General features: G+C 66.3%; 15 protein-coding genes. 11 read left to right on the forward strand and 4 right to left on the reverse strand.

Annotated features, from left to right (window positions below):
* Both V7Q81_RS09400 and nudC read right to left on the reverse strand, forming a co-directional pair.
* Positions 1 to 239, reverse strand: a 239-nt coding sequence (locus V7Q81_RS09400; protein WP_333842451.1) for a hypothetical protein, incomplete at its 3' end; no start/stop codon positions are given.
* Positions 240 to 610: 371 nt separating this feature from the next.
* Complete coding sequence (gene nudC / locus V7Q81_RS09405) at positions 611 to 1,579, reverse strand: NAD(+) diphosphatase (protein ID WP_333842453.1); 969 nt, start codon at positions 1,577 to 1,579, stop codon at positions 611 to 613.
* A gap of 101 nt (positions 1,580 to 1,680) precedes the next feature.
* On the opposite strand from nudC, the gene pabB reads away from it, so the two are divergent.
* From pabB to trxA, 4 genes are all read left to right on the forward strand, one after another.
* The gene (gene pabB / locus V7Q81_RS09410) at positions 1,681 to 3,087 is read left to right on the forward strand and encodes an aminodeoxychorismate synthase, component I (RefSeq protein ID WP_333842455.1); all 1,407 of its coding nucleotides are present in this window, start codon (positions 1,681 to 1,683) and stop codon (positions 3,085 to 3,087) included.
* A complete protein-coding gene (locus V7Q81_RS09415; RefSeq protein ID WP_333842456.1) occupies positions 3,084 to 4,397 on the forward strand; it encodes an NAD(P)/FAD-dependent oxidoreductase in 1,314 nt (437 codons plus the stop codon). The genes pabB and V7Q81_RS09415 overlap by 4 nt, the downstream gene beginning before the upstream one ends.
* A 404-nt stretch (positions 4,398 to 4,801) precedes the next feature.
* Positions 4,802 to 5,815: a zinc-dependent alcohol dehydrogenase family protein gene (locus tag V7Q81_RS09420; RefSeq protein WP_333842458.1), complete on the forward strand. Its 1,014-nt coding sequence runs from the start codon at positions 4,802 to 4,804 to the stop codon at positions 5,813 to 5,815.
* A 65-nt stretch (positions 5,816 to 5,880) separates the two neighbouring features.
* Complete coding sequence (gene trxA / locus V7Q81_RS09425; RefSeq protein WP_333842461.1) at positions 5,881 to 6,255, forward strand: thioredoxin; 375 nt, start codon at positions 5,881 to 5,883, stop codon at positions 6,253 to 6,255.
* 1 nt (position 6,256) lies between these two features.
* Here trxA and V7Q81_RS09430 read toward each other — a convergent pair whose 3' ends face one another.
* Entirely contained in the window at positions 6,257 to 7,168 is a 912-nt protein-coding gene (locus tag V7Q81_RS09430) for a LysR family transcriptional regulator (RefSeq protein ID WP_333842462.1), read from the reverse strand.
* Between the two features lie 101 nt (positions 7,169 to 7,269).
* On the opposite strand from V7Q81_RS09430, the gene V7Q81_RS09435 reads away from it, so the two are divergent.
* The 7 genes from V7Q81_RS09435 (at position 7,270) to V7Q81_RS09465 (ending at position 16,330) form a co-directional block, all read left to right on the forward strand.
* Positions 7,270 to 8,379 (forward strand): efflux RND transporter periplasmic adaptor subunit, encoded by a 1,110-nt coding sequence (locus tag V7Q81_RS09435; protein WP_333842465.1) that lies wholly within the window; start codon positions 7,270 to 7,272, stop codon positions 8,377 to 8,379.
* Between the two features lie 30 nt (positions 8,380 to 8,409).
* Positions 8,410 to 11,568 (forward strand): efflux RND transporter permease subunit, encoded by a 3,159-nt coding sequence (locus V7Q81_RS09440; RefSeq protein WP_333842467.1) that lies wholly within the window; start codon positions 8,410 to 8,412, stop codon positions 11,566 to 11,568.
* Between the two features lie 428 nt (positions 11,569 to 11,996).
* Positions 11,997 to 12,818, forward strand: a complete 822-nt coding sequence (phnC, locus tag V7Q81_RS09445) for a phosphonate ABC transporter ATP-binding protein (RefSeq protein WP_333842469.1) — start codon at positions 11,997 to 11,999, stop codon at positions 12,816 to 12,818.
* Positions 12,815 to 13,690 carry a phosphate/phosphite/phosphonate ABC transporter substrate-binding protein gene (phnD, locus tag V7Q81_RS09450; protein ID WP_333842471.1) on the forward strand — a complete coding sequence of 292 codons (876 nt, stop codon included), beginning with the start codon at positions 12,815 to 12,817 and terminating at the stop codon, positions 13,688 to 13,690. Before phnC ends, phnD begins: the two co-directional genes overlap by 4 nt.
* Before the next feature lie 89 nt (positions 13,691 to 13,779).
* On the forward strand, positions 13,780 to 14,514 hold the full coding sequence (gene phnE, locus V7Q81_RS09455) for a phosphonate ABC transporter, permease protein PhnE (RefSeq protein WP_442954803.1): 735 nt from the start codon (positions 13,780 to 13,782) through the stop codon (positions 14,512 to 14,514).
* 17 nt (positions 14,515 to 14,531) lie between these two features.
* Positions 14,532 to 15,524: an NAD(P)-dependent oxidoreductase gene (locus tag V7Q81_RS09460; RefSeq protein ID WP_333842481.1), complete on the forward strand. Its 993-nt coding sequence runs from the start codon at positions 14,532 to 14,534 to the stop codon at positions 15,522 to 15,524.
* 320 nt (positions 15,525 to 15,844) lie between these two features.
* The gene (locus tag V7Q81_RS09465) at positions 15,845 to 16,330 is read left to right on the forward strand and encodes a hypothetical protein (RefSeq protein ID WP_333842474.1); all 486 of its coding nucleotides are present in this window, start codon (positions 15,845 to 15,847) and stop codon (positions 16,328 to 16,330) included.
* Here the strand turns inward: V7Q81_RS09465 and V7Q81_RS09470 are convergent.
* A partial coding sequence (locus V7Q81_RS09470) for a ChaN family lipoprotein (protein ID WP_333842477.1) occupies positions 16,327 to 16,793 on the reverse strand: 467 nt, incomplete at its 5' end. The two genes, V7Q81_RS09465 and V7Q81_RS09470, sit on opposite strands and share 4 nt — an antisense overlap.

Below are 16,793 nucleotides of genomic sequence, written 5' to 3' on the forward strand. Positions count from 1 at the left end.
GAAGCGACTTCCGGCGGGCCGGAACACGCCTGGTGGAAGACAAGGCACACCAGACATGGAGAATGGGGTAGGGAAGCGGGCTTGGGGGGCACGCTTCCCCGCTCTGGGGACGTGCACACGTCGGTCCCAGCCCAAGCGGCGGGCCGGGCCCAAGGCCCATGGGCCCAAGGCGACCCGATCAGGGAGGCGAGGGCGAGGGCGGCGAGGCCGAGGAAGCGCTTGTGCAAGCGTCGGAGCAAGCGCGGGCACATGGAAGCGGAGGCGTGGTGCGGCGGCATGCTAGCACCGCGCCTGCCGCGCCGGCAACTCGACAGGGCGTCTCCTTGGGCCACTCCCCTTCGCCGCAACTATGTGGGCGCAAGCCGTGCGCTGGCGCACGGCCTTCGGCACCGCGTAGATCTCGGAATCCCCCGTCCTTCGCCTCTTCCAACGACGGAAAGGTCAGCACCAGGATTCACGCTCGCTGCCCGCCGCCCTCCAGCGTGTCGCAACGGCCGCCCCGTACCAGAAACCTCCCGCCAAAGGGTTCGAAGGGTCCGGGGAACCCGTTTCGCGTACTCGGCGTAGCCTTTGGCATCGGTCACTTCCACGTCGACGATGATATCGGCGGTCATGGCTTCGCTTCCTGATGGGAAACGACGGCACTCAAAGGGGAGTTCGCCTCCTGATCGAACCAGTCCTCGACCAGGCGAAAGGCGATGGAAACGGGCGGCGGAAGCTGGAGCGCGCCGGCCCTCAAGCCCGCCGCCAGCTCGTCTCGGGAGAACCAGCGGGCCTCCTCCAGCTCCTGCGGATCCACGGCGAGGGGCGTCTCGAGCGCCCGGGCGAGGAAACCCACCATGAGGGAGGCCGGAAACGGCCAGGGCTGGGAGCTGTGGTAGCGGCATTCCAGCACCTGCACGCCGGTCTCTTCCTCTACCTCACGGGCGAGAGCCTGCTCCAGCGCCTCCCCCGGCTCGACGAACCCGGCGAGGGCGGAATACATGCCCTTGGGCCAGGCCCTGTGGCGGCCAAGGAGGCAGCGCTGGGGACCATGGACCAGGCCGATGACCGCCGGATCAATGCGGGGGAAAAGGGCCTGGTCGCAGCCGGTGCAGCGGCGCGCGTGGCCGCCCTCAGCGCTCGCGGTGGGCCGCCCGCACCGTCCGCAGAAGCGACTCGCCTGATGCCACAGGACGAGGGCCCGGGCGTAGGCGAGAAGAGCCGCCTGGTCCGCGGGGAGGACCGCAGCCACCTGGCGCAGCTCGCACCAGTTGCCCTGCTGGGCGAGCCGGGCCACCAAGCCCTCGTCTTTCACGCTTGCGGCAAATAGGGGAACCTCCTTTGCTCGCCCTAGATATACCGGGCAATCGGCGGCCTCGAGCAGACCCTGGACCTCGGGCGCGCAAAGGGCGAGCCGCCATGGCTCGCTCGTCCCCACCCAGTGCAGGCTGCCCCACATGGGCAGGATGCGGGTGTCGGGCCCGGCGAGCAGGCGGGCGAGCTGCGCCTCGTTGCGGCGCAAGCGTGCATCCCGATCGAGCCGCAGGCCGGTAAAGCCGTTCAGGGTCCACACCCCCTCACTCGGCCGCCATGCCATGGATGATCGCGCCTGGAAGAAGAACCGGTGGCGGCCATTATGGCCTAAGGGTGGCACCGGCGGGTGGTGTATCATGAGAGCCCTTTCAACCGTGCCGCCCGATGCTTTCTTTCCTCGCGAAAACGGCGCCTGCCCTGGCCGAGATCCCCTATCGCCCGGACGCCACGGTCTTGTTCGAGCCCTTCGCGGACCGGCCCTGGTCCGCGTTCCTGGACAGTGCCGGCGCCGGGCGCTATGACATCGTGGTCGCCGAGCCCGTGGCGGTGCTCGTTACCCGGGGAGCGGAGACCGAGATCGTCCGAGACGGCGGCCGGGAGGTTTCCCGGGACGACCCCTTCGTCCTGGTGCGGCGGCTTCTCGCCGTCTGCGGCGAAGGACAGGAAGGACCGCCCGCCCGGGCCGCTTCGTTGCCCTTCTCCGGTGGCGCCCTGGGCTATTTCGCCTACGACCTGGGCCGGCGCATCGAGACCTTGCCGACCATCGCCCGCAACGAGGAGGGCTTTCCCGACATGGCGCTCGGTATCTACGACTGGGCGATCGTGGTGGATCACCGGCAAAGGCGGGCGTGGCTCGCTTCCGCGGGGCGCAATGAGAGAACCCGGCAGCGGTGGGAGGCGCTCCTCGCCCACTGTTTCCGTCCGGCGCCGCCTCGAGCCCGGGAGCCCTTCCACGTGCTCGGTCCGGTCGCGTCCAACTTCACCCGCCGTCGGTATGCCGAGGCCGTTCAGCGCATCCTGGACTACATTCGCGCTGGGGACTGCTACCAGGTGAATCTGGCTCAGCGCTTCAGCGTTGCGGTGGGCGGCGACCCCTGGCTCCTTTACCGCCGGCTGCGGGCCGTCAATCCAGCGCCCTTTTCAGCCTACCTCGCCACCCCCTGGGGGGAAGTGTTGTCCTGCTCTCCCGAACAATTCCTGGAGGTGCGGGGGCGGCGCGTGCAGACCAAGCCCATCAAGGGAACCCGGCCCCGCTCTCCCGAGCCCGGCGAGGACGCGGCGCTGCGGGCGGCCCTGCGGGCGAGTCCCAAGGATCGGGCGGAAAACGTGATGATCGTGGACCTGCTGCGCAATGACCTGGGCAAGAGCTGCGCCATCGGCTCGGTGCGGGTGCCCAAGCTGTGCGAGGTGGAGAGCTTCGCCACGGTGCACCACCTGGTGAGCACGGTCACCGGGACGCTTGCCCCCGGCAAGGACGCCCTTGATCTCCTGCGGGGCTGCTTCCCGGGCGGCTCCATCACCGGCGCCCCCAAGCGGCGGGCGATGGAGATCATCGAAGAGCTGGAACCCCACCGGCGCGGTATCTATTGCGGCTCCATCGGCTACCTCGGCTACGACGGGTCGATGGACACCAACATCGCCATCCGTACTCTGGTGATTTCTGGCGGCCAGGCCCGGTTCTGGGCGGGCGGCGGCATCGTGGCCGATTCCGACTGGCGCTCGGAGTACCAGGAGACCCTGGACAAGGCGGCGGCTTTCTTCACTGCTCTGGAGCGGGAGCCGCCGGCATGACGCGGCCGCCCCGCATCGTCATCGTGGGCGGAGGCGCCGGCGGGCTGGAGCTGGCCACCCGCCTGGGAGACCGTCTGGGACGGCGCCGGCGTGCCGAAGTGGTCCTGGTGGACAAATCGCCCACCCACCTGTGGAAGCCCCTCCTGCACGAGGTGGCGGCAGGCACTATGGACCTGGACGATTACGCCCTGGAGTACCTGGCCCAGGCCCGCTGGCACCATTTCCGCTTCCAGCTGGGGGAGCTTATGGGCCTCGACCGCGGGGCAAAGGAGGTGAAGCTGGCCCCCGTGGTGGACACCGACGGCACCGAGCTGATCCCTGCCCGGGCCCTCGGCTATGATCTCCTGGTGATCGCCATTGGCAGCCGCACTAACGACTTCGGCACGCCGGGGGCGGCACAATACGCCATCAGCTTGGACGACGCCCAGGATGCCGAGCGGTTTCGCCGGCGGCTGATCCGGGCCTGCCTGCGGGCTAATTTCCAGCGGGAGCCCCTGTCCGAAGAGCAGCTGCATGTGGCTATCGTGGGGGCGGGTGCCACCGGGGTGGAGCTGGCGGCGGAGCTGCACAACAGTACCCGGGAACTGGTGGCCTACGGCTTCGAGCGCATCGACCCGGAGCGGGACATCCGCCTAGCCCTGATCGAGGCCGCTCCCCGCATCCTGCCAGCCCTTCCCGAGCGGCTGGCGAGCTCGGCGGAAAAATTGCTGAGGGAGCTAGGTGTACGGGTGCTTACCGGTGAGCGGGTGACGGAGGTGACGCCGAAGGGGGTGCGCACCGCGAGCGGCGCCTTCGTGCCCGCGGAACTCACGGTGTGGGCCGCCGGCATCAAAGCGCCCGACGTTCTGGCCCGCCTAGACGGGCTGGAAGTGAATCGTCTCAATCAGCTCGTGGTCCAGCAGACGCTGCAAGCCACCCGGGATCCGGACATCTTCGCCCTGGGCGATTGCGCGTGCTGCCCCTGGCCAGGGCACGAAGGCTGCGTCCCGCCTCGGGCCCAGGCCGCCCACCAGCAGGCCTCGGTGCTCGCCAAAACCCTGGAGCGGCGGCTCCAGGGAAAGCCTGCGCTGCCCTTCCGCTACCGAGACTTCGGCTCCCTCGTCTCCCTGGGGGAATACAGCACCGTGGGCAACCTCATGGGCGCCCTGGTGGGCGGCGCCCTCTGGGTGGAAGGGATGTTCGCGCGCCTGATGTATCGCTCCTTGTACACCATGCATCTCTACGCGCTGCATGGGTTCGTGAAGACTTTTTTCGATACCCTGGCGCGGCTCATCCTCCGGCGTATCGAGCCGCGGGTGAAGCTGCATTGAGTTTCTTCAGGCGTTACTCGGGCCCTGGAGGCGCGTATCATGGCGCGCTTGGACCCTCCCGCTCGGCGTCGAGAAGCTAGACGGAAACGACCGGGCTTTGATGGAAAAGGGCGGATGATCTTGCCCAGTCGGTGGGGAAGGCCTACCACTGGAGCTGGGGGATGCGCGCCGCCGTGGACGAGGGGCGAGGGTGTGCGTTTCGAACTCGGGGCGCCCTTCGAGCCCGAGCGCCACGAGGCACTCTTCGGCCACCGCCGGCGCGGGGGAGGTGCGCTTTGCATCTCGACCGAGACGGCAGGATGCAGGCAAGCGGGCCAGTGCACCCCGCGCAATCCGTGGGCCAGACGATGTGCATTCGAGCAGGCCACGGCGGCAAGAGGAGGCGAAGGAATTTGAGGAACACCATGAGACAGTATCAGCTGCATAAGCAAGGGGAAGCCTACGTTCCAGTCATCACCGAGCAGCCGAAACCCGTTCCGGGTCCGGGACAGGTCCTGGTGAGGGTGCGGGCCTGCTCCCTCAATTACCGGGACCTGATCGTGGCGAGGGGGCGCTTCGGTGACAAGACCCAAGGCCGCGTGCCCCTCTCCGACGGGGCAGGGGAAGTGGAAGCGGTGGGCGGAGGTGTCACCCGCTTCAAGCCCGGGGACCGGGTGGCAGCCTGCTTCTTCCAGGACTGGATCGACGGCCCTTTCGAGATGCGCTACCACGGCTCCGCCCTGGGCGGGGAAGCACCGGGGATGTTGGCCGAATACGTGGCGCTTCCCGAGCAGGGATGGATCAAGTTTCCCGAGCATCTGTCCTTCCAGGAGGCGGCTTGCCTACCGTGCGCGGCCGTGACCGCCTGGCAGGCCCTGGTGGTACGGGGCGCTCTCGCGGCCGGTGAAACGGTGCTCGCCCTCGGCACGGGGGGTGTTTCCATCTTTGCGCTTCAGTTCGCCGTCGCCCTCGGGGCCCGGGTCATCGTGACCTCGTCGAGCGACGCCAAACTGGAGCGGGCCCGTGGGCTGGGCGCTTGGGAGGGTGTCAATTACCAGAGGACGCCGGACTGGGACAAGGAAGTGTGGCGCCTGACGGACAAACGGGGCGTGGACCATGTGGTGGAAGTGGGCGGTCCAGGCACCCTGGAAAAGTCTTTGGCGAGCCTTGCCGCTGGTGGCCACGTGGCCCTGATCGGGGTGCTGACCGGTTTCGGCGCGCCCACGGGCAGCCTCTTCCCCCTGGTGACCAAGAACGCCCGCATGAATGGCATCTACGTGGGCTCCCGGGCCCATTTCGAGGCCATGAACCAGTTCATCGCCGAACGGCGCTTGAGACCCGTGATCGACCGGGTGTTCCCCTTCGAGCAGGCTGCCGAGGCCTATCGCTATCAGCAAAGCGGTGGGCATTTCGGCAAGATCGTCGTGGAAATCCCATGAACTCCTCGTTTCGCCGGCGGTCACACCAAGACTTTGTTTCCTAACTTTCAGGGAGATCGATCGAGATGGCCGTCGTGGAGCTGACCAAGGACAACTTCGAGGAAGTCGTCACCCAGAACGACTTCGTGGTGATCGACTTCTGGGCGCCCTGGTGCGGTCCTTGCCGGGGCTTCGCTCCAGTGTTCGAGGCGACTGCGGAGAAGCATCCAGACATCGTGTTCGGCAAAGTGAACACGGACGAGGAGCACGCCCTGGCGGCCCACTTCGGTATCCGCTCGATTCCCACCCTGATGGTGTTCCGCGAGCAGGTGATCCTCTACGCCCAGCCGGGGGCCCTACCGGCTTCCGCCTTGGAGAGCGTGATCGAGCAGGCCAAAGCCTTGGACATGGACGAGGTGCGCCGGCAGATCGAACGGGAGCGGGCCGGAGAGGAGAGCTGAGTCAAGACAACAGCCTCAGCCGCTGCCGGAGCGAGGCGTCTCCGGTGATCCGTTCGATGAACCAGGCAAGGCCTTTGCCCCGGTGGGCCGTGCGCCAGGCGAGGAACAAGAGAGCCGGCGCCTTCTCTTCCCGGGTCCGCTTCGCGATCAGCCGTCCGTCGGCCAGGTAGGGCTCCGCCACGTGTCGGGGGAGATAGCCCACGCCCAGACTTAGCGCCTGGGCGAGGGCTTTGGTGCCCAGGTTGGGGACGGTGAGCACGTCCTGGCCCGAGAGTAGGCCCGTGGTGCGGGCGGGAAGCTGGCGGGAGCTGTCTGCGGCGGCCACCGACCGGTGCTGTAGGATCTGCTCGCTCGAGAGGGGTTCTTCCGCCGAGGCGAGGGGATGGCCTGGCGCGACGGCGAAGACGAACTCCACCCGTCCTAAGGGGCGGACAGCGTAGCCGCCTCCTGGAGGACCTTCGCCGGGGGCACCGATCACCAGGTCGGCCCGGTCGGCGAGCAGGGCGTCCCAGCAGCCCCCCAGCACTTCGGCCTGGAGCCGGATGCGGGAGCCGCACTCAGCCCGGTAGAACTCGCCGATGAGCGCCAGGATGGGATCCACCGGCAGGATATCGTCGTAGGCGATGCGCAACTCCGCCTCCCAGCCGGTGGCGACCCGCTTGACCCGGGCTTCCAGGGCATCGGCGGCCCGCAGGATCCGGCGGCCCTCTTGGAGCAGTTCCCTTCCCGCCTCGGTGAGAACGGCCCGATGGCCGCTCCGGTCGAACAGTCTGACGCCCAGGTCTTCCTCCAGCTTCTGCACGGTGTAGGTGATGGCGGAGGGTACCCGGTGGAGCTCCGCAGCGGCGGCCGCGAAGCTGCCCTTGCGCTCTATGGCGTCCAGGACGTGGAGCGCTTCGAGGGTCAGGCGCATTATTCAGGAGCTCTGAATGATTTCTCCCAATTATTTCGCTGGTCGCACCGTCAGCGCAACGTTAGACTAGGATATTTTTGGAAACTTTTTCTCGATCTTCCTTGAAACGAACAGTCAAAACGGTTCTTGTCGCGGTTCTTGCCTTGGGGGTGCTGGCGGGCGCGGGCTTATGGTGGCGCAATTCCCATCCCCCGCCCGTGGCGGCGAAACCGGCCCCTTCGGCCGGTCAAACTCCGCCACCGATCACCGTGCGGGCGGTGGAAGTCAAGCGGGCGACCCTGCGGGAGGAAGTGGGCGCCGTGGGCACCCTGCTCGCCAACGAGTCGGTGGTCATCCGGCCGGAGGTGGACGGTCGCATCAGCGAGATCCACTTCAGCGAAGGTCAGTCCGTCAAGCGGGGCGACAAGTTGGTGTCTCTGGATGCCTCCGAGATCGAGGCCCAGCTCGCGGCCGTGGAAGCGGAGGTCACCCTCAACCGCAACCGTTTCCAGCGGGCCCAGGAGCTCAGGGAAAAGAACTTCATCAGCGCCCAGGCCCTGGATGAGGCGCGGGAGAACCTGAACCAGTCCTTGGCGCGCCAGGCGGAGATCAAGGCGCGCCTGGGCAAGATGGTGATTCGCGCCCCCTTCGACGGAGTGGTGGGGCTGCGCCAGGTGAGCCCCGGCGCCTACGTGAACAAAGGGCAAGACATCGCCCGCCTGGAGGGCATCGGCACCCTCAAGCTCGATTTTCGCATTCCCGAGGTGTTCTTGAGCCGCCTGCGGGTTGGTCAGGAGGTGACGGTGGCCGTGGACGCCTATCCCAACGAGCAGTTCAAGGGGCGCATTTACGCCATCGAGCCGGCGGTGGATGAGCAGACGCGCAGCGTGCTGTTGCGCGCCCTGGTTCCCAACCCGGGCGTGAGGCTCAAGCCAGGCATGTTCGCCCGGGTGAATCTCACCCTGGGAACGCGGGAGAACGCCCTGGTGGTTCCCGAAGAGGCCATTATGCCCCGGGGTCAAGATTTCTTCGTTTTCAAGGTCGTGGAGGGTCGCGCCGTGCTCGCCCGGGTGGAGCTGGGGTTGCGCCGACCGGGTCAGGTGGAGGTCTTGAGCGGGCTTGCTCCGGGGGAGCTGGTGGTGACCGACGGCCACCAGCGCATCCGGGACGGGGCGCCGGTTGCCCTCCTCGGCTCAAGACCAGCGGCGGCCGCGAAGCTTGGTCGCGGATAAGCCTGCCCAGGCATTGCGCGATAACGTTCCATGTTTCTTCCCGAAATATCAGTCCGCCGCCCGGTGCTCGCCACGGTGATGAGCCTCATCATCGTGCTCCTGGGTGTGATCTCATTCCTGCGGCTGACGGTGCGTGAGTATCCCAACATCGACGCGCCGGTGGTGTCGGTGCGCACCGTGTACAAGGGAGCGAGCGCCGAGGTGGTGGAGAGCCAGATCACCAATCCCCTGGAGGACGCCCTTTCGGGCATCGAGGGCATCAAGACCTTGAAGTCGGTCTCGCGGGAGGAGGTGAGCTCGATCACCCTCGAGTTCGTGACCGAGCGGGACGTGGACGCGGCAGCGAACGACGTGCGCGACCGGGTGGCCCGCAGCCGCAGCCTGCTGCCCGAAGCCGCCGACGATCCCGTGGTGGCCAAGGTGGAGGCGGACGCCCAGGCCATCATGTGGCTGCGGCTCTCTAGCGACCGCCACAATCCCCTGGAAATCACCGATTACGCTGACCGCTACGTAGCCGACGCGCTGAAGACCATCCCCGGGGTTGCCAGCGTGATCATTGGCGGTGAGCGACGCTACGCCATGCGCATCTGGCTCGACCGGGAACGGCTCGCCGCCTACGGTGTCACGGTGCAGGACGTGGAAGACGCCTTGAGGCGGCAGAACGTGGAGGTCCCGGCCGGGCGCATCGAGAGCCGCTACCGGGAATTCACGGTGCTCTCCGCCACCGACCTGCAGACGCCCGAGCAGTTCAACAATCTGATCATCCGGGAAGTCAACAATTACCCGGTGCGGCTCAAGGATGTGGGGCGGGCGGAGCTGGGGGCCTACGACGACCGCAACATCGTGCGGGTCGACGGCCGGGAGGCGGTGGGCCTGGGCATCGTCAAGCAGTCCACCGCCAACCTGTTGGACGTGGCCAAGGGGGTCAAGGCCATGATCCCGCGCCTGCAGCAGACGCTGCCCGAGGGGATGCGGCTCAACGTGTCCTTCGACCGCTCGGTGTTCGTGGAGGCTTCCATCCAAGCCGTGTACAAGGTGCTGGCCGAGGCCTTAGTGCTGGTGGTGCTGGTCATCTTCTTCTTTCTGAGGAGCCTGCGCGCGACCCTGATCCCGTTCGTGACTATCCCCGTGTCCCTGATCGGCGCCTTCTTCGTCGTCTGGGCGCTCGGCTTTTCCATCAACGTGCTGACTCTGCTCGGCATCGTGCTGGCGGTGGGGCTGGTGGTGGACGACGCCATCGTGGTGCTGGAGAACATCCATCGCCACATCGAGGAAGGGATGAGTCGGGTCGCCGCGGCGTTCCAGGGGGCGAGGGAGATCGCCTTCGCGGTGGTGGCCATGACCATCACCCTGGCGGCGGTGTTTGCCCCCCTTGCCTTCGCCACTGGCAACACCGGACGCTTGTTCACCGAATTCGCCCTCACGGTGGCGGCGGCGGTGTTGGTGTCCGGGTTCGTGGCCCTCACCCTGACCCCCATGATGTGCTCCAAGCTCCTGCGCCATCAGGCGCGGCACGGGCTGGTGTACAACGCTCTGGAGGGATTTTTCCACTGGCTCGCCCGAGCCTACCGCGCGTCCCTGGAGAAAAGCCTGCGGCACCGGGGGCTGGTGGTGGCCACCTTCCTCGGAGTCTCCGGCGTCGGTGCGGCCCTGTTCATGCAGCTGCGCTCGGAGCTGGCGCCGCTCGAGGATCGGGGCATCTTCATCGTGGTGCTGAATGCCCCGGAAGGGGCGACCCTGGAGTACACGGACCGCTACACCCGGGATCTGGAGCGCATCCTCAAGGAGGTTCCGGAGATCCGATCCTTCTTTACCGTAGTGGCGCCGGGGCTCGAGAAACCCAACCCAGTGAACAACGCCCTCGCGTTCGTCAACTTGACCGATTGGAGCGAGCGGCGGCGCAGCCAGCTCGACATCACCGATGAGTTGACTCCCCGGCTGATGGAAGAACTGCCCGGGGTGCTCGCGTTTCCCATCAACCCGCCGTCCCTCGGCCAGAATTTCCGCAGCGCCCCGGTGCAGTACGTGATCCAGGGCACTTCGTGGGAGGAGCTGGAGGCGGCGGTGGAGCGGATGGTGGAGCGCGCCCAGCAGTTCCCGGGCCTGATCAACGTGGACACGGACTTGAAGCTCAGCAAGCCTCAGCTGGCCGTGGAGATCGACCGGGACAAGGCGGCGGCGGTGGGGGTGGAGATCGAAACCATCGGGCGCACCCTGGAGACGCTTCTCGGCGGCCGCGACGTCACCCGCTTCAAGCGCCAGGGCGAACAGTACGACGTGGTGGTCAAGCTGGAAGACAAGGACCGGGTCGAACCCTCCGACCTCACCCAGATCTACGTGCGCAACCGCCAGGGGCAGCTGATTCAACTCTCCAACCTGGTGACGGTCAAGGAAGGGGTGGCGCCGCGGGAGCTCAACCACTTCAACCGCTTCCGCGCTGCTACGCTCTCGGCGCGAATCGCGCCCGGCTATACTCTAGGCCAGGCCCTTGACTTTCTCGATCAGGCGGCAGCCGAGGTGCTGGGCGGTCGCTTCACCACGGACCTGGACGGCCAGTCCCGGGAGTTCCGAGAGTCGGGGAGGCAGCTCTACTTCGTGTTCGTGCTGGCGCTAGCCTTCATCTACCTGGTGCTCGCAGCCCAGTTCGAAAGCTTCCGCAGTCCCTTCGTGATCATGCTCACCGTACCGCTTGCCATCACCGGCGCGGTGCTCGCCATGTACATCCAGTCGCTGATCAACCCGCGTTATGGCACGTTGAACGTCTATACCCAGATTGGACTAGTGATGCTGATCGGCCTGATCACCAAGAACGGCATCCTGATCGTGGAGTTCGCCAATCAGTTGCGGGATCGGGGCATGGAGAAGCTGGAAGCGGTGATTCAGGCTGCGGCCCTGCGCTTGCGCCCGATCCTCATGACCAGCCTCGCGACCGTATTCGGCGCCATCCCGATCGCGCTGGCCACCGGCGCCGGAGCGGAATCGCGTCAGGCGATCGGCTGGGTCATCGTGGGCGGCGTGTCGGTGGGTACCCTGTTCACCCTGTACGTGATTCCCACCATGTACACCTTTATCGTGGGCAAGCGCGAGATCCTCTCCACCGAGGAGCTGGAAGCCCAGGTGGCCGCCGCCCGCGGTGGGGCCGAGGCACCCCCGGCCCATGCGCCCGCGAACCGCGCCGAGGGCAGCTGAGCCTCTTTACCACGGAGACGCGGAAGGAAAAAGAAACGATTTTGAAAAGCGTTCTTTCCTCCATTCTCTAGGGCCTGCCAGCAAGACGGTGCATGAACCCTCCTCCGCCTGCACGTCGGAGGCGAGCTGCGCCGTGGCGCCCGGGTTATTCGACCTCCTTGCGCTCCCGACTGTTCGACCCGTAGGCCAACCACCTGCAACGCGTGGCGCCCGACGCTTCGCGCGATGGGCGCGTCCTTGCCGCATCCGATAGATTGGGGATCGTCGCTGCCGGTAGTTAGTAGGCCGCGAAGTCGCGTGCGTGGTTGAGCCTGTAGCAAGCGCGTAATTTACCCGTAACGCGGCAGGGCTAGGATGGCGCTGGCAAATCGAAGATGTACCACGCACCGGGCATTCTGCACATGGGTCGCCGTCATGTGGTCTCTGCCATGCAGACTGTGCTGATCGCCGAAGACGTCGAAGTCGTCTATCCGAACGGCGCGCGAGCGCTGCATCCCACCCGGCTGTCCATCGAGGCAGGACAGTTCGTCGTGCTGCTAGGGGCCTCGGGCGCCGGTAAATCGACACTGCTGCGCGCGCTGAACGGGCTGGTGCAACCGAGCGCGGGTCGCGTGGTGGTGCCCGGTCTCGGGTCCCTCGAACAGCCGCGCCTGTTGCATACGCATCGCCGCCGCACCGGCATGGTGTTCCAGCAGCATCACCTGATCGGTCGCCTGTCGGTGCTGGCCAACGTGCTGATGGGTCGTCTGGGCCACTACCGTTCGCTCTCCACCTTGCTGCCATGGTCGCGCGCCGACAAGGAGCGCGCGCTTGCTGCGCTTGAACGCGTGGACCTGCTGGAGCACGCGCTGCGCCGCGCGGATGAACTCTCCGGTGGGCAGCAGCAGCGCGTTGGCATTGCGCGCGCTTTGGTGCAGCAGCCGCGCCTGCTGCTCGCCGACGAGCCGGTGGCGAGTCTCGATCCCGCCACTGCCGAGCGCGTTTTGAGCTTGCTGCACGCCATCTGCAAGGCCGATGGTCTCACGGCAGTGGTAAGCCTGCACCAGGTGCCGTTTGCGCGCCGCTTTGCTGACCGCATCGTCGGTCTGGCGGCCGGTCGTGTGCTGTTTGACGGCGCGCCGGCCGAGCTGTCTGAACCCGTCCTGAACGCGCTATACGGCGTGGCGACAGCTGTGCAATCCGATCATGCGATACCAACGCCCGCGTCTGTCCGACCGCCCTTGTCCTACGTCACGGAGGTGCCGTCATGAAGCATCAATCGCTGCTGACCAGAGTCGCCGTGCTAGCGCTGGCGGCTACTGTGCTTAATCCGGCATTCGCTCAAGGAGCCGATCCAGCGCGGCTGCGGGTGGCCTTGCTGCCGGACGAAAACGCTGCCACCTTGATTCAGAACGCGCAGCCGTTGAAGAAGTACCTGGAGGCGACGCTAGAGAAGGAGATCGAGCTCGTCGTCACCACCGACTACTCTTCGATGATTGAAGCGATGCGCTTTGGCCGCATAGAGGTCGCGTACTTCGGCGGTTTCTCATATGTGCTAGCCAAGAGCCGTGCGCCAGAGATCGAGGCGTTTGCAGTCGGTGTGGAGCGGGGTACGCCGACCTACCAGTCGATCCTGATCGCGCACGCCGAAGGGCTGGTCAAAACACTGGCCGACATCAAGGGTAAGCCGTTCGCTTTCGGCGATCCGGCGTCGACTTCGAGCCACTTGGTGCCTCGTGCGTACCTGTTGAAAAAAGCAGGCTTAACGGGCGACATCGATTACCGCGTAGTGCACTTGGGCACGCACGATGCGGTGGCGCGAGCCGTGCAAGCAGGGCAGGTGCCGGCTGGCGCACTGTCGAAGGCGATCTACGACAACCTGGTCGCGCGCAAGGCTATCGATGCGACCAAGCTCGTCACGCTCGATCTATCGGATCCGATTCCAAACTACCCGATGACGATGCAGGGCAGTCTGGCGCCGGCGCTCAAGCAGCGGATCCGCGATGCGTTTCTGAAAATGAGTGACAAGGAAGTGCTGAAGGCGTTTCGCGTCGAAGGTTTCGTCTCTACAGACGACCGCGCCTACGACATCTTGCGTGATACAGCTAAAATTTTGAACATCGACCTTGCGAAAGTGAAGTGACGATCGTGCTCCAGCATAGCGCAGCGCACACCACTGCCTACGGGCCGATCCTTGCGCGCGAAGCCGCACTCTACCGCCGCCGGCGGCTACTGGTGGCGGGTTTGATCAGTACCTGCCTGGTCATGCTAGGGGTGACCGGGTTCTTTGATGCCACGCGCTTCATTGAAGGTGCGCCCGCCATCGCGCAACTTGCCGGCGAAATGGTGCCACCTGATTTTGCGCGCTGGCGGCACTGGATAAAGCCGCTCGCGGACACGCTCGCAATGTCGATTGCCGGTACCGCGCTGGCAGTACTGTTGTCATTGCCACTCGCTTTGGCGGCCGCACACAACACCACGCCGCACCCGCTCTTGTACCAGACGGCGCGTACGCTGCTTGCAGCGTTTCGCTCGGTGCCCGAAATAATCCTCGGAATTCTTTTCGTGGCGGCAGTGGGCTTTGGCGCCCTACCGGGGGTGCTCGCACTCGCGCTGCATTCGACCGGTATGGTGGGCAAGTTCTATGCGGAAGCGATCGAGCATGTCGATCCCAGGCCCCTGGAGGCCGCACGTGCCGCCGGAGCTACGCGCTTCCAGGTCATCACCCACGCGGTGCTGCCGCAGGTGTTCCCGCAGCTGGCAGACATCACTATCTATCGCTGGGAGAATCACTTTCGCGCCTCGGCAGTGCTTGGCATCGTCGGTGCTGGCGGCATCGGCTTCGAGCTGATGGCTGCGCTGCGGCTGATCAAATACGACGAGGTTGCAGCTATACTGCTCACCATTCTCGCCTGCGTTGTGGTGGTGGACGCCACCGGCGCGGCTCTTCGTCGCAAGCTCAAATGATCGTGCAAAGCGCGAGTATGCGACCCAGAATCGTGGTCACTCACCCCATCCACGCCGATGTCGCAGCCCGTTTGGCGCAGGTAGGCGAGGTCGACATCAATGCCTCGAACGAACCGTGGTCGCCGGCTGAGCTGAGTGCGCGTCTGAAAGCGGCGGAGGCGATGATCGGCTTCATGACCGACCGCGTCGACGCAGCCCTACTGGCCGCTGCCCCGCGCCTGAAAGTGGTGGCCTGCGCGCTGAAGGGCTACGACGGCTACGACGCCGACGCCTGCACCGCGGCCGGTGTGTGGCTCACGATCGTGCCCGACCTGCTGACCGCGCCCACGGCCGAGCTGGCACTGGGGCTTGCCATCGCGTTAGGGCGCCACGTGAGGGGTGGCGATGCCCATGTACGCAGCGGCGCACACCGCGGCTGGCGCACGCAGTTCTATGGGCGCGGGCTGGACGGTGCGGTGGTGGGTATCGTTGGAATGGGGCAGGTGGGCCGTGCTATTGCGGCACGGCTGCGAGGCTTTGGCTGCCGCCGCCTGCTGGGTGTGGACGTCGCCCCATTTACGGTACCCGGGGTGGAACCCGCTGGCTTGGCCGAGGCACTGGCCGAAAGCGATACGCTGTTTCTGGCTGTGCCACTGACCAGGACCAGCCGCCATATGATCGACGGTGCCGCACTCATGCACTGCAAGCGCGGCCAGCTGATGATCAATGTCGGCCGCGGTTCGGTGGTCGATGAAGCTGCCATCGCGCGGGCCCTGGAGTGCGGTGAACTGGGGGGTTACGCTACTGACGTATTCGAATTCGAGGACTGGAGCGTGCCCGACCGCCCGGTCGGTGTCACGCCCGCGTTACTCCAAGCGCCGAATACGCTCTTCACGCCGCACCTGGGGTCGGCTGTGCGTGACGTGCGACGGGCAATCGAGCACCGCGCGGCCGACAACGTATTGGCGGTGCTGGCTGGGGAGAGACCCCCGGACGCAGTAAATCTGCCTAGGGAGCGTTCTGAGGCCTGAGGCAAGGGCGGTCCCCGTGCCGGTTGTTCCAGTGGGTGCCGATAGTGTTTTGGACCGCTGGCGCGGCCGCGCACTGGAGCGGGGCCACGCCGCTTGCCAAAAGCGTGCGGCATGGAGCGCTTCAGGCCAGGGCGTACTTCAAGCCAGAAAATGGCACGTGCGATGGAAGAGCCTTCTCGTGCGCCCTTTTCCATTGGGAGCCTGCGCCGCGTTACCTGCGCCGGTTAGGGCGGATCTGGCTATAGAACTTTTAACAACCTGTCATGCACCCGGTTGCTATAGTATCTCCATTGCCAGGTGGCGTCGCGACGAGGTGCAGGATGGACGAGGGCAAGGCCGCATTAGAGCGCAGGCTGGAGATCCTGGAGGCGCGGGTACGGCGCTTAGAGGCCCTGGTGGAGGAGGATCGGATGAAAACCTCCACCGGGGCCGGTCTGCGGCCGCCACCCAATGGAGGTGGGGGCGGCGTCCCGGGGCCGCGGGCGCCGGCTCCGGTTCGGCGCAGCGTGGCACCCGTGCCGGACAGCCCGCAGCCGGCGCGGGCGGCCCTCGAGGCGTTCCCCCACGTGGTGCAAACGCTGGTACTGACCTGGGGGTATCCCGAGTGCGAGACTTATCTTGCCCGCCTGGTGGTGGACGAGCGGGGAGGCCGCCGGGGCTTCTCGGTCGAGGCGATGGATGAACTCTTGTTCCTGTCCGAGCTCCTGCGCTTTCGCAGCGCCATGGCCCGGCTTCCGTTTCGATGGGGCAAGCCTGCGGACGTTTGGGAAGACAACGCCGGGCGCCGCGGCCGTCCCGTTTTCTAGCCGCTAGCAGCAGGTCCCCGTGGGCGCCGCAGCGCTGCGCAGGGATCGAGACGGGGCGCGGCGCCGGTGAATATCAGGTAGTCGCCCAGCCGCGCGTCGCCGTAGTCCGACGGTTCTCGCTTGTGAAGACTTACTTCCACCATGGCCACACTCGCGACGCGCACCCCCGGCGCGCGCAGAGCGAGATAGCGGGGAATCCCCCAATCGGGGCGGGTGTGGCCACGGCCGGCGATGGTCACCACAGGCGCCCCTGCGCGGGTCCGGGCCTCCAGGAGCCGATCGGCTATCCAGGCGTCGCGCAACTGCTGGACCGCGACCATGCCGGGAAGGGCTTCCCGCGGAAGCTGCCGGCAATGGGATTCGTACAGCTCCTCGGCCAGCCCCAACCGCTCGGCTTCTGGTAGGGCTTTCCCCAGGGCGAGCCGCTGTCGCTGCTCCTCGTCCAGGGCCTCAAGACCACGGC

The sequence above is a fragment of the Pelomicrobium sp. genome (assembly GCF_036803785.1).
GTDB lineage: Bacteria > Pseudomonadota > Gammaproteobacteria > Burkholderiales > UBA6910 > Pelomicrobium.